Raw genomic sequence first — 13,464 nt, 5'->3', positions numbered from 1 at the left:
GCGGGGAGGGCGGGAAGGGATGTGCGGGTGGGTGGGCCGGGCCGGGAGGGGTGTGCGGGCCGGAGCCGGGGGCCGGTGAGTGGTGGGCCGGGGTGCCCGCCGGGGCGCCCTCCTTCCCCATCAAAGGAGGGCGCCTCCGGCGGGCCTGTGTGGTCGCGCGCGCCGTCCGCCGAGTCGTGCGGAGCGACGCGTTCGGCGCGGACCACGGTCGGGGTGTCCTCGCGGTGGCCGGGGGGCGTCCCCGGGGTGCCCGAGGGGCCGCCGATGGTGCGGTGGCGTCACCTTGGCAGAGTGTCGGGTGGTGTGGGGACGACCGGCGCGGCGGATTCGCGCCGTGGCCGTTTCCCGCCACGGACCGAGGGGAGGAGGCCCGGGTGCTGAACGCGATCGGGCTCGACGAGCGGCAGGAGTCCGCGTACCGGGCGCTGGTGGCGCTGGGCGCGGCGGAGGTGGCGGACCTGGCGCACCGGCTGGCGCTGCCGGAGCCGGAGACGGAGCGGACGCTGCGGCGGCTGGAGGCGCAGGGGCTGGCCGCGCGGTCCTCGTGCCGCACGGGGCGCTGGGTGGCGGCGCCGCCCGCGGTGGCGCTGGGCGCGCTGCTGACCCAGCAGCGGCACGAGCTGGAGCGGGCCGAGCTCGCCGCCGCCGTGCTGGCCAGTGAGTACCGGGCGGAGGCGGCGGCCCCGCCGGCGGTGCACGACCTGGTGGAGGTGGTGACCGGGGCGAGCGCGGTGGCCCACCGGTTCCGCCAGCTCCAGCTCGGCGCGGCGGACGAGGTGTGCGCGCTGGTGACGGGCCGGCCGGTGGTGGTGGCGGGCCCGGAGAACGACGCGGAGGAGCGGGCCGCCGAGCGCGGGGTGGCGTACCGGGTCGTGGTGGAGCGGGAGGTGCTGGAGCGGCCCGGCGGGCCCGCGGAGATCGGTGCGGCGCTGAGCCGGGGGGAGCGGGTACGGGTGGTGGACCGGGTGCCGACGAAGCTGGTCGTCGCGGACCGGTCGCTGGCGATGGTGCCCCTGACGGCGCGGGGCGCGGAACCGGCCGCGCTCGTGGTGCACGCGAGCGGGCTGCTGGAGTCGCTGGCCGGGCTGTTCGAGGCGGTCTGGCGGGAGGCGGTGCCGATGCGGCTGGGCGCGGCGGACGGGACGGTGGCCGAGGAGCCCGCGGCGGGGCCCGACGCGACGGACCTGGAGGTGCTGTCGCTGCTGCTGGCCGGGATGACCGACGCGAGCGTGGCGAAGCAGCTCGACCTGGGGCTGCGGACCGTGCAGCGCCGGGTGAAGGGGCTGATGGAGCTGGCCGGTGTGACGACCCGCCTCCAGCTGGGCTGGCACGCGTACGAACGGGGCTGGGTCGTGCGCTGAGCGGGGCGGCGGGGAGGGGTGGGGCGCACGGGGCCCCGGGGGGGCGCGTCCGGGCGGGGTCCGGGGGGGCGGGGGGCGGGGGGCGGAGGCGGGGGCGGGGCGTCCGCGGGCCTGCCGGGTGGGAGCGGTACCGCGTGGGGCGCGCGGGATGGCACGGGCGCCGCCGGGCGGGCTCGGGCGCGCGTCGGGGGGTGCGGATCGAACGGGAGCGGGCTGCCGAGCCGGGCAGGGGCAGGAGGGGCGCCACGCGGGGGCGGGCGCCGCCGGGCGGGCGGTCTCGGGCGCGCGTCGAAGGGGCGGGCCGGCCGGGCGTGGGGGCGGCCGGGGCGGGCGGGCTGCCGCCGGGCCGACGGGGCGGGGCCACCGGTCGTATGGGCGCCGGTCGGGTCACCGGGGGCCCGCGGGGCGGCGGGGGCCCGGTGCTTCCTGCACGCTGGACAGGTGGGTGTGTGGCCGGAGCTGATCGTCGCCCTGGTGCTGCTGCTCGGCGTTCTCGGGGTGCTGGTGCCGGGAGTCCCGGGGCCGTGGCTGGTGTGGGCGGCCGTCCTGTGGTGGGCGCTGCGGGACACGTCGGCGGCGGCCTGGTGGCTGCTGGCCGGTGCGACGGTGCTGCTGCTGGTGACGCGGGCGGAGGTGCGGCGGCTGCCGGTCCGGCGGCTGCGCGGGGTGGGGGTGACCCGGCGGATGGCCGTGTACGCGGGGGTGGGCGCCGTGCTCGGGTTCGTCCTGGTGCCGGTCGTCGGCGGGGTGCCGGGCTACGTGGGCGGCATCTACCTGGCGGAGCGGCGTCTGGGGGGCGGTCACGAGGCGGCGGCCGCCGCGACGCGGCGGGTGATGCGGGCGATCGGCACCAGCGTGCTGGTGGAGCTGTACGCGTGCCTGCTCGTCGCGGCGGCCTGGGCGGGAGTGGCGCTCGGCACGTGAGGCCGGGGTCCGGGGTCCGGGGTGGAAGGGCGGCACGGGCGGCGGGAGCGGACGCGCGGCGGGGAACCCTTCACGGGCGAGGGCTCGCTGCTGTAATAATCTCTGTACTACACTACCCCCATGAAGTCATCCCGCCCCGGCGGCACGGAGAACGTCTCTGTCTCGATGCCCTCGGATCTCCTCGGTGCCCTGCGCACCCGTACCGGTAAGCGCGGCGTGTCCGCGTACGTGACGGCTGCGGTCCGTCATCAACTCGCCATGGACGGCCTCGCCGAGATCGTGGCCGCCTACGAAGCCGAGCACGAGCCGCTGAGCGAGGCCGAGGTCCAGGCCGCGCAGAGCGAACTGTTCGGTGACGCGCCGGCACCCTACGCGTCGAACGACAGCGCCGCATGAAGGAGCCCTCGGCCAGGTCCCTGGTGCTCGACTCCCAAGCGCTGTCGCTGCTGCTGCGTAACGACCGCCAGGTGATCACCCGGATCGAGGCCGCTCGACGCGTAGGCGTGCCCGTCCTCGTGTCGGCCTTGACGGTGGTGGAGGCCGTGCACGGGAAGACGGACACCGCCCGGCTGCGCTGGCTGCTCTCCCGCCTTCAGGTCCGAGACGTCACCCAGGCGGACAGTCTCACCGCGGTGCAGCTGCTGAGCGACGCCGGCGGCCTGCACGGCCACAAGTACGCCATCGACGCCCTCGTCGCCGCGATGGCGCTTCGCTCCCCGGCGCCCGTCCTCGTACTGACCTCGGATCGCGACGACTGGTCGAAGCTGTGCGGCGACCAGGTTCAGATCAAGGACGTCTGACAGTGACGACACGCGGGCGGGGACCATGGGCCCCGGCGGCCGGGGCGGGTCCCGTGCGGCGTTGTCGGGGGGTGCGGGGCTGCGCATACTGGGGGCTTCGCTGACGTACGGGGGGCGGTTCACGGTGGGCGACGGCGACGGACGCGACGGGCACCCGATGGTGCGGGTGGAGGGGCTGCGGCGCTCGTACGGCTCCGGACCGGCCGCCGTGCACGCCCTGCGCGGGGTGTCGTTCGAGGTGGCGCGCGGGGAGCTGGTGGCCGTGAAGGGGCGGTCCGGCTCCGGCAAGACGACGCTGCTCAATCTCGTCGGGGGCCTCGACGCGCCGGACGGCGGGCGGATCACCGTGGACGGCACCGACCTCGCGGACCTCGGCGAGGAGGGGCTGCTGGAGCTGCGGCGGGACCGGGTGGGCTTCGTCTTCCAGACCTTCGCGCTGGTCCCGATCCTGACGGCGGCGGAGAACGTGGGCGTGCCGATGCGGCTGCGCCGCGCCGCCCCGGCCGAGCGGGAGGAGCGGGTGCGGCTGCTGCTGTCGATGGTGGGGCTCGCCGAGCACGCCGAGCAGCGCCCGGCCGAGCTGTCCGGCGGCCAGCAGCAGCGGGTCGCCATCGCACGGGCGCTGGCGAACCGCCCGGCGCTGCTGCTGGCGGACGAGCCGACGGGGCAGCTCGACGCGGAGACGGGCCGGGCCATGATGGAGCTGCTGCGGGCCGTCGTCCGGGGCGAGGGGGTGACGGCGCTGGTGGCCACGCACGACGCGGCGCTGCTGGACCTCGCGGACCGGGTGCTGGAGCTGCACGACGGAGTGATCGTGGAGTCCGCGCCGGCCGTGACCGCGGCGGGCTGATCCCGTCCTCCGGCCCGGCCGGCCGGGCGCCGCGCCGCACGAGGCGGGACGCGGGGTGCCGCTCCCGCCGCCGGTCACGATGGCGTCAAGTCCTGCGTCGTCGGCGGCCGTTGACCGCAGCTCCTGTGCGATGATCCCCTCTCCGAAAGGACTTTCGAGGGGGACGGCCGTACGGGCCGGTCGAGGGGGGCGCGGTGGTGGGTCTGCTGGTACGGCGGGCGCGCGCGCACCGGCTGCCGCTCGTCGCGGCGCTGCTCGCCGTCCTGCTGACCACCACCGTCCTGGCCGGGCTGGCCGCCTTCGCCGGCTCCGTCGGGGACGCGGGCCTGCGCCACGCGCTCGCGCACCGGGACGCCGCCGACGCCGCCCTTCTGATCACCACGCCGAGGGCGGGGATCGACCCGGAGGCCGCCACCGGCGAGGCGCGGCGGGCGGCCGAGCGGTCGTTCGCCGGACTGCCGGTGGGCCTGCGCCGGTTCGACCACTCGGGCCCGTACGCCCTCCCCCGCACCGCGGACGCCGGTGGCGGCGCGACGCGGCCGGGCGCCGGGCAGGGCTCCGGGCCGGGCGCAGGGGGGACGGTGGACCTCACCGAGTTCGCCGCCGTCCATCCCGGCGCCGTGCGGTTCACGGCGGGCCGCCGCCCGGCCGCCGCGGCACCGGGCGGTGTGGTGGAGGTGGCCGTGCCCGAGGCCGCCGCGCGGCGCTTGGGCATGCGGCCCGGCCCCCGGGTGCTGACGCTCGCGGACCGGCTCGGCGGGCCCCCGGTCCGCATCCGGGTCACCGGTGTCTACCGGCCGGCCGACGCGGCCGACCCCTACTGGCGGCTGGACCGGCTGGGCGGCGGGCGCGGGGTGCGCGCGGACGGCGCCTTCACCTCGTACGGGCCGCTGCTCGCCGATCCGGCGCTGTTCGGCTCGGGCCGGGTCGCCCGTCAGGAGCTGGGCTGGGCGGCCACGGCGTCCTTCGGTGCGCTGCGCGCCGACGACGTGGACGGGCTGCGCGACGCCGCGCGGCGGAGCCGGGACCATGTCGCCGCGCAGCCGCTGCTGGGCGGCGACGCCACGGTCCGCACGTCGCTGCCGGAGGCGCTGGACCGGCTGGAGCGGTCGCTGCTGGTGGCGCGCGCCACGCTGCTGATCGTGTCGGTGCAGCTGGCGCTGCTCGCGGGCTACGCGCTGCTGCTGGTGTCCCGGCTGCTCACGGCGGAGCGGGACGTCGAGACGCGGCTGCTGCTGGCGCGGGGCGCGTCCCGGAGCCGTATCGCGTGGCTCGCCGCGCTGGAGGCACTGCTGCTGGCGCTGCCCGCGGCGGTGTGCGCGCCGCTGCTGGCGGGGCCGCTGGCCCGGCTGACGGCGGAGCGCGGCCTGCCGGCGGGGGCCGGGCCGCGCCTGGACGCGGGGCCGGACCCGGTGGTGTGGCTGACCGGCCCGGCCGTGGCCGTGGCCTGCGCGGCGGCCGTGGCGTGGCCCGCGCTGACCGCGGCGCGGGCGGCCGACCGGGGGCGTGCGCGGGCGCTGCCGGGTCCGCTGCGCGCCGGTGCGGATCTGGCGCTGGTGGCCCTCGCGGCGGTGGCCTACTGGCAGCTGGAGCGGCGCACGGCGGGCGGCGACGTGCTGGGCGGGGGCGGGCCGCCGGGTGTCGACCCGCTGCTGCTCGTGGCGCCGGCCCTGGCGCTGCTGGCGGGGGCGGTGGTGACGCTGCGGCTGCTGCCGCCGGTGGCGCGGTTCGCCGGGCGGCTCGCGGCGGCCGGGCGGGGGTTGACGGCTCCGCTCGCCGGGTGGCAGCTCAGCCGCCGTCCGGCGCGGGCCGCGGGACCGGTGCTGCTGCTGGTGCTGGCGGTGTCGACGGGGATGCTGGCCGTCGGGCACGGGGCGTCGTGGGAGCGCTCACAGGAGGACCAGGCGGACTTCCGGGCCGGTGCGGACATCCGGGTGACGGGCGGGGTGACGGCCCGCTTCGGGCAGGGCGGCGCGTACGCCGGGATGCCGGGGCTGCGCGCCGCCGTGCCGGCGGCCCGTACGGCGATGAGCCTGTCGGGCGGCCGCGCTGCGACGGTGCTGGCACTCGACACGGAGGCCGCCCACCGGCGGCTGCCGTTCCGCTACGACCTGGCGGAGAGCGACGACCCGGCGGGGCTCGTGGCGTCCCTGGCGCCCCGCACCCGGCCGCGGACGGGCATCGTCCTGCCGCCCGACACCCGGCGGCTCCACCTGGACGTCGCGCTGACCCGGCCGCCCGGCGGCGACGGCCCGCACGGCGCCGGCGCCGCCGCACTGGCCCTGATCGTGGAGGACCGGTACGGCGTGCCCTACCGGCTGCCGCTCGGCACCGTCCCGTACGCGGAGGGGCCAGGGCCGGGCACGCGCACGGTCACCGCGGACGTCGACCGGGCCGCCGGCGCCCCGTACGGGCGGGCCGCGGGGCCGCTGGCGGTGACCAGCGTGGAGATCGAGGAGCGCGGCAACCCCGCCCGTGCCACGCCCAAGCGGTTCACGGTCCGCGCGCTGCGCGCCGAGGCCGGGTACGGCACGATCGGCCCCGTCACGGAGCCCGTCGCCGTACCGGACGGTCTGGTGTGGGAGGCGCGCGTGGCGGGCGAGCGGGCCACCGGGGCCGGCGAGCGGGCGCCGGAGGCCACCGCCGGCGCGTCGACGGCCCGCGCCCCGCTTGAGGTGGCGTTCCACACCGGGGTCGCGCCCGTCCCCGACGCCTGGGGCGCCGAGCGGTCGGCCACCGTGCGCGCCGTGCTGCGGCGGGCCGCTCCCCCGGTGCCGTCCGCGCTGGCCACGCCCCGCTTCCTGGAGTCCAGCGGCGCCGCCGTCGGCACGACGCTGGAGGTGCCGATGCCGGGCGGCCCGGTCAGGGTGCGCGTCTCCGGCGTACTGGACGCCGTCCCGACGACCGGCCCCGGCGCGGCGGGCTCGGCCGAGGACACCGCCGCCGCGGAGCGGGCGGACGGCGGGGCGCTCCTGCTCGACCTGCGCGCCGTCAACCAGGTGCTCGCCGCCCGCCCCGACGCGTCCCTGCCGCCGGGCGAGTGGTGGCTGTTCGCCGAGCGCGGCGCGGCGGCCGAGGTGGCGGCGGCGCTGCGGGCCCGTGCCGACACGGACCCGTCCGGCGTCGTCGTACGGGACGAGCTGGCGCGGCGGCTGTCGGACGACCCGCTCGGCGCGGGCCCGCGGGCGGCGCTGCTCGGGGCGGCGGTGGCCGCCGCGCTGCTGGCCGCCGTCGGGTTCGCGGTGAGCACGGCGGGCGCGCTGCGGGAGCGGTCGGCGGAGTTCGCCGTGCTGCGGGCGCTGGGCGCGCGGCGCCGGCTGCCGGCCCGGCTGGTCGCCCTGGAGCAGGCGTCGCTGATCGGCCTGGCGCTGGTGATCGGGCCGCTGCTGGGCGCGCTGCTGGCGCGGGCCGTGATCCCGCTGGTCGTCCTGACCGGGCACGCGACCCGGCCCGTGCCGGAGGTCCTCGTCGAGCTGCCGCTCGGGCGGGTGCTGGCACTGCTCGCCGGGGTGGCCGTCGCGCCGGCGCTGATCGTGGCGGCGGTCGCGCTGCGCCGGGGCGGCCCGGCGCGGGCGGCCGGCGCGCGGGAAGGCGGGGTGGGATGAGGGCCGTGGCCCCCTGGGTCCGTACGAGGCTGCGCACGGCGCCGGGCGCGGCCGTGGCGCTGCTGGTGCTGACCCTCGCGACGGCGTTCCCGGCGGCGGCGCTGCCGCGGGCGATGGACGCGTACGCGGCGGCCGGGCTGCGGCACGGGCTGGCGACCGCCCCGCCCGAGCGCGGCGCGATCGCGCTGACGGACACGCCGTGGCGGGAGGAGAGCGGCTCGTCCGCCGATCCGCTCGACCCCGCCGTGCTGGCGGAGCGGTACCGGCGGGTCGTCGCCGCGCTGCCCGCGCCGCTGCGCGCGGACCCGGCGGAGTCGGCGTACGGGGCACGCACGGGGACCCCGCTCGCGGCGAGCGACCCGTGGGTGCCGCAGCTCGACGGCGGGCGGACCGTGTTCACGCTCTCCGCCCAGCACGGCGTCGACCGGCATGCGGTGGTGCGCGAGGGGCGGCTGCCGCGGGCGGCCCGCGGGTCGGTCACCGAGGGCACGGACGCGGTGGAGGCGGCCGTCACCGCGGCGACCGCCCGGACCCTGGCGATCCGTCCGGGCGCCGTCGTGCACCTGCCGCGCCCGATGGGCGGCGCGCCGCTGGCCGTCCGCGTGACGGGGGTGGTGGAGCCCGTACGGCCGGACGGCGGCTACTGGGCGTTCGAGCCGGTGCTGCGGGCCCCGGTGCGGCTGGTCAAGGAGGGGCCGGCGCCGCGGCCGTACTGGCACGGGGCCCTGCTGATGGCCCCGGACGCCGCGCCCGTGCTGCGGTCGGCGAGTCCGGACGGCGAGGCGTACTGGCGGATCGCCGTCGACCCGGCCGGGCTGGGCGCGGACGACACGCGGGCGCTGCGCACGGCCGTCGCGTCGGTGGAGGACGGGCCGGTGCGGGCGGAGCTGGGCGAGGCGTTCTCGCCGGAGCTGTTCGTCGAGACGGCCCTGGACGACGTGCTGCTGGGCGTGGACCGGACGCTGGCGGGGCTGGACCCGGTGGTCGCGGTCGCCGCGTTCGGCGTGGCGGGGGTCGCCGGGGTGGTCCTGCTGATGGCGGGCGGCCTGGTCGCGGCGCGGCGCCACGACGAGCTGGCGCTGCTGCGGGCGCGGGGCGGCTCGGTGGCCGGGGTCGCCGGGCGGCTGCTGGGCGAGACGGCGGTGCCGGTGCTGCCCGCCGCGGCGGCGGGCTGCGCGCTGGCGTTCGCCGCCGTGCCGGAGGGCCGGGCGCTGCCGTCGGTGTGGGCCGCCGCCGCGGTGGCCGTGGTGGCGTGCGGGGCGCTGCCCGCGCGGGCGGCGTTCGCGCACCGGCGGGTGCGGGTGCACGGCGGGCGGGCGGACGCCGGGCGTGCGGGGCGCTCGCGGGGCCGGGTGGTCGCGGAGCTGACGGCGCTGGTCCTCGCGGTGGGCGCGGTCGCGGCGCTGCGGCGGGACGGTGCGGGTGGGAGCGGCGCGGGCGGGAGCGGCGCCGCCGCGACGGCCGGGGGCGGTGCCGGCGCGGGGGGCGTGGACCTGCTGGCGAGCGCCGCGCCGCTGCTGGTCGCCCTGATCGCGACGCTGCTGCTGGTCCGCCTCCTCCCCCTGCCGCTGCGGCTCGCGGCGCGGTGGGCGGCGCGGCGGCGCGGCCCGGTGGCGTTCCTGGCGCTGGCGCGGGCCGGCCGGGCGGGCGGCGGCGGGGCGCTGCCGCTGCTGGCGCTGGTGGCGGCGCTGACGACGGCGGCGTTCGGCGGGTCGGTGCCGGCGGGGGTGGCCGACGCGCGGGACCGGGCCTCGCTGGCGGCGGTGGGGGCGGACGCGCGCGTGGACGGCGACCCGCTGCCCGAGGGCGCGGCCGGGGCGGTGCGGCGGGTGGCCGGGGTGACCGATGTGGCGGCCGTGCGCCGCTCGTACGACCTGGAGCTGCGGGAGCGTGACACGGGTGGGGTCGGCGCGGTGACGCTGCTGGCCGTCGAGGCCGAGTCGTACGCGCGGCTGGCGGCCCGGACGGGGCTCGGCGCCTTCGGGGCGGACGCCCTGCGCGCGCCGCCGGGCGCCGGTGGGTCCGGGGTGCTTCCGGCGGTCGCGTCGCCGGGGGTCGCCGCGCTGCTGGGCGGGGACGCGGTGCTGGTGGGCCCCGCGGAGGCGCCGTTCACCGTGCGGGTGGCGGCCGTGCGGGAGGTGACGCCGGGCGCCGCGTCGGGCGGGGAGTTCCTGGTGGTGGACGCGGCGGGCCTGCCCGGCGGCGCGGCGAGGGCGCCGACGACCCTGCTGGTCAGCGGCTCGTCCCTGTCCGGTGCGGCCCTGCGGGCGGCGGCCGGGGCGCCGGGCGCCGACGCACCGGAGGTGGCGCTGCGGGCGGCGGTACGGGCCGGGTTCACCGACTCCCCGGCCCAGCGGGGCGCCGAGCTGGTCTATGTCGCCGCCGTCGCGGCGGGCGCCGCGTACGCGGCCGTGGCGCTGCTGCTGGCGCTGGTCCGGGCCGCGCCCGAGCGGGTCGCGCTGCTGGCGCGGCTGCGCACCATGGGGCTGACCCGGCGCCAGGGGCGAGGGCTGCTGGTGGTGGAGTCGCTGCCGCTCGCGCTGGCGGCGGCCGGGGGCGGTGTGCTCGCCGGGTGGGCGGCGGTCGCGCTGCTCGGGCCGGGCATCGACCTGACGGCTACCGCGCTGGGCGGGCGGTCCGCGGCCGGGGTGCCGGGGCCGGTGACGCCGGCCGCCGACCCGTGGAGCCTGCTGCTGCCCGCGGCGGCGGTGGTGGTGCTCGCGGTGGCGGCGTCGGCCGCGCAGGCGTGGGCGGCGACCGGCCGTACGACGACGGAACTCAGGGCTGGAGACACGCGATGACCGACACCTCCGCCGGCGCGGGCCCCGGCGATGACGGCGCGGAGCCCCCCGGCTCCGGGACGGAGGCCGCCAGGGCCGCGCTGGACGAGCTGGAGCGGCGCGCGGCGGACCGTCGGGACCGGCCCGCGTACGGGCACGACGCCCTGATCTCCTGCGACCGGCTGGTGCGGGTCTTCTCCGCCGACGGGGTGGAGGTGCAGGCGCTCCAGGGTCTGGACCTGCTGGTCCGCGAGGGCGAGCTGATGGCGCTGGTCGGGGCGTCCGGGAGCGGCAAGTCCACCCTGATGAACATCCTGGCCGGGCTGGACACGCCCACGGCCGGGGCGGCGAAGGTCGCGGGCCGGGACCTGCTGGCGATGTCCTCGCGGGAGCGGCTGCGCTACCGGCGGGAGGTCGTCGGCTTCGTGTGGCAGGAGACCCGCCGCAACCTCCTCCCCTACCTGACGGCCGCGCAGAACGTGGCGCTGCCCGCGCAGTTGCGGGGCCGGGGGCGCGCGCGGGAGCGGAGCGAACGGGTCGGGGCGCTGCTGGAGGTGGTCGGTGTGGCGGACTGCCGCGACCGGCGCCCGCACGAGATGTCCGGCGGGCAGCAGCAGCGCGTGGCCATCGCGGTGGCCCTGGCGAACCACCCGTCGGTGCTGCTGGCGGACGAACCGACGGGCGAGCTGGACTCGCGGACCGCCGAGGAGGTGTTCGCGGCGTTCCGCAGGGCCAACGCCGAGCTGGGCACGACCGTCGTGATCGTCACCCACGACCAGGCGGTCGCCCGCGAGGTCCGCCGCACCGTCGCGATCCGGGACGGCCGCACCTCCACGGAGATCCTGCGTCGTACGGAGGTCGACGCGGCGACGGGCCGGGAGGCGACGGTGGCCCGCGAGTACGCGATGCTCGACCGGGCCGGGCGCCTCCAGCTCCCCGCCGAGTACACGGAGGGCCTCGGCATGCGCGACCGCGTGATGCTCCGCCGGGAGCCGGACCACATCGGCGTCTGGCCGGACGACACCGTCCCGCCCGACGCCTGAGCCGCGCGGGGCGGGGCCTTCGGGCGCACCGTCAGGGCCGGGGCCGTACGCACGCGGTGGCCGCCTTGCCGGGCCTACGCACGGCCTGGAGACCCGGCACGCGCCCGGCGCGCCCCGCCGGTACGGCCGCGGCCCCGCCCTCCGCGCCACGCTGGCGGGACACCGGCCCGAGGCGCCGCCCGCCGGTGCGGACCCCGCCGCCCCCCGGCCCCCGCGCCCCTCCGGTGCGGGCCCCGCCCGGCCCCGGCGCCCGCGGTGCCCGCCCGCCCGTGCCGGCGGGCGGGCGCCGGGCGGGCGCCGGGGCGGGGCTCAGCGGATGAGGCCGCCGCGCTTGGCCTGCATGGCGGCGCGGCCCTCCGCACCCTTGCGCTTCCAGTCGCGCCGCAGCTCGGCCCGGACCCGGGCGTCGGTCTTGGCGACGATGTACTGGTTCTCCCGCAGCAGCTTGCGGTAGCTCTCCAGGCGCCGCTCCGGCAGGGCCCCCTCCTCGACGGCGGCGAGGACCGCGCAGCCGGGTTCGGTGGCGTGGGCGCAGTCGTGGAAGCGGCAGGAGGAGGCGAGCTCCTCGATCTCGGAGAAGACCTGCCCGACCCCCGTGCCCGCGTCGAAGAGGCCCACCCCCCGCAGCCCCGGCGTGTCGATGAGGACGCCGCCGCCGGGCAGGGTGAGGAGATTGCGGGTGGTGGTCGTGTGGCGGCCCTTGCCGTCGACGTCCCGGACCGCCTGGACGGCCATGGTGTCCTCGCCGAGCAGGGTGTTGGCGAGGGTCGACTTGCCGGTGCCGGAGACGCCGAGGAGGACGCTCGTACCGCCCGCGATGATCGCGCGGAGCACGTCGACGCCCTCCCCGGTGGCGGAGCTGAGCGGCAGCACGGGCACGCCCGGCGCGGTGGTCTCCACGTCCTGTACGAGGTACGACAGCCCGACCGGGTCCGGGACGAGGTCGGCCTTGGTGAGGACGACGAGCGGCTGCGCGCCCGACTCCCAGGCCAGGGCGAGGAACCGTTCGATCCGGCCCAGGTCGAGCTCGGCGGCGAGGGAGACGGCGACGATCGCGTGGTCGACGTTGGCGGCGAGGATCTGGCCGTCGGACCGCTTCGACGACGTCGACCGCACGAAGGCGGTGCGGCGCGGCAGGTAGGCCCGGACGTACCGGGGTGTGCCCCCGGCCGGGTCGACGGCGGCCCAGTCGCCCGTGCAGATCACCCGCAAGGGGTCGTGGGGCGTCACGAACGCCGTGTCGGCGCGCACGACGCCCTCGGTGGTGGCGATGTCGCACTGCCCGCGGTCGACGCGGACGACCCGGCCGGGCAGCAGGCCGCGCTCCGCGTGCGGAGCGAACTCCGCCTCCCAGTGGGTGTCCCATCCGTAGGAGGACAGAGGAGAGGAGGACGGGAGGGGGGAGAGCGCGGAAGAGGAAGAGGAAGAGGAGGAGGAGCCGGTGGTGGACGAGGTAGACAAGGGGTGCCCTTCGCAGGGTGGCCCCGGCGGCGCGCGCCTCGTCGGGCGCGTGCGGCGGACTGCTCGGTCAGCCGGAGGCCACGGGAGCGGGAATGATGAGTCTCTGGGGCGGGGTCAGCACCCGCGTGGTGGCAGTCGTCAATGCCCTCACCTCCCTGTCGGTCGCCCTCGCGTCGGAGCGGCGGCGTCGCGTCTCGGCACGCTCCATCGCGGTCGGCGCGTCGGAACGTCATCGCGCGCCACGCTAGCCGGGGCCGCTCCGGCCGCGCCACCGGTTTTCCCGCCGCATCCTCCGTACGGCGATCGACGTATGCGTACGCCCCCCATTCCGCCGTATCCGGGGGCGGCGCGCGGCGGGGCGGTGTCGATACGTGCATACGCCGATCGCATGATGCCGTCGCCTGCCAGGGGGGCGCGTGGCGGGGCGCCGCACGGGGGGCGCACCCATCGGCGCACCCCAGCCCGCCTGCGGAGTCACACCTCCCGTTTGCGCGGAATCGGTGCGGGACAGCACTGACGCTCATGACAATCATTGCCAAGTGATGGCATGCTCGTCCTCCGGGCGCCCCGCGGTCAGACTCGGGCGCAGTACGCAGTTCCGCCCCCGTCACCTGCCTCCAGCCCCTCCGAGAGGACCAGG

9 protein-coding genes are annotated in these 13,464 nt (G+C 79.0%); 8 read left to right on the top strand and 1 reads right to left on the bottom strand.

What is annotated here, in order from left to right; genetic code table 11:
- Positions 1-374: 374 nt before the first annotated feature.
- From CP974_RS25205 to CP974_RS25170, 8 genes are all read left to right on the top strand, one after another.
- Complete coding sequence (locus CP974_RS25205) at positions 375-1,361, top strand: helix-turn-helix domain-containing protein (RefSeq protein WP_031137311.1); 987 nt, start codon at positions 375-377, stop codon at positions 1,359-1,361.
- Between the two features lie 441 nt (positions 1,362-1,802).
- Positions 1,803-2,285 carry a DUF456 family protein gene (locus CP974_RS25200; RefSeq protein ID WP_031134574.1) on the top strand — a complete coding sequence of 161 codons (483 nt, stop codon included), beginning with the start codon at positions 1,803-1,805 and terminating at the stop codon, positions 2,283-2,285.
- 120 nt (positions 2,286-2,405) lie between these two features.
- Positions 2,406-2,681, top strand: coding sequence for a hypothetical protein (locus CP974_RS25195; protein ID WP_031134572.1), 276 nt, complete (start codon positions 2,406-2,408; stop codon positions 2,679-2,681).
- Positions 2,678-3,085 (top strand): PIN domain-containing protein, encoded by a 408-nt coding sequence (locus CP974_RS25190; protein WP_031134570.1) that lies wholly within the window; start codon positions 2,678-2,680, stop codon positions 3,083-3,085. Before CP974_RS25195 ends, CP974_RS25190 begins: the two co-directional genes overlap by 4 nt.
- Before the next feature lie 157 nt (positions 3,086-3,242).
- Positions 3,243-3,935, top strand: coding sequence for an ABC transporter ATP-binding protein (locus tag CP974_RS25185; RefSeq protein ID WP_078915783.1), 693 nt, complete (start codon positions 3,243-3,245; stop codon positions 3,933-3,935).
- A 194-nt stretch (positions 3,936-4,129) separates the two neighbouring features.
- Positions 4,130-7,540 (top strand): FtsX-like permease family protein, encoded by a 3,411-nt coding sequence (locus tag CP974_RS25180; RefSeq protein ID WP_031134566.1) that lies wholly within the window; start codon positions 4,130-4,132, stop codon positions 7,538-7,540.
- Positions 7,537-10,341: an FtsX-like permease family protein gene (locus CP974_RS25175; RefSeq protein WP_031134564.1), complete on the top strand. Its 2,805-nt coding sequence runs from the start codon at positions 7,537-7,539 to the stop codon at positions 10,339-10,341. Before CP974_RS25180 ends, CP974_RS25175 begins: the two co-directional genes overlap by 4 nt.
- Positions 10,338-11,363 (top strand): ABC transporter ATP-binding protein, encoded by a 1,026-nt coding sequence (locus CP974_RS25170; protein ID WP_078915782.1) that lies wholly within the window; start codon positions 10,338-10,340, stop codon positions 11,361-11,363. The genes CP974_RS25175 and CP974_RS25170 overlap by 4 nt, the downstream gene beginning before the upstream one ends.
- 309 nt (positions 11,364-11,672) lie before the next feature.
- On the opposite strand, the gene rsgA is transcribed toward CP974_RS25170, so the two are convergent.
- The gene (gene rsgA, locus CP974_RS25165) at positions 11,673-12,743 is read right to left on the bottom strand and encodes a ribosome small subunit-dependent GTPase A (RefSeq protein WP_223844412.1); all 1,071 of its coding nucleotides are present in this window, start codon (positions 12,741-12,743) and stop codon (positions 11,673-11,675) included.
- Positions 12,744-13,464: the final 721 nt, after the last annotated feature.

Source organism: Streptomyces fradiae ATCC 10745 = DSM 40063, assembly GCF_008704425.1.
GTDB classification, from domain to species: Bacteria; Actinomycetota; Actinomycetes; order Streptomycetales; family Streptomycetaceae; genus Streptomyces; species Streptomyces fradiae.
This window is presented reverse-complemented; position numbering and strand designations above follow the sequence as displayed.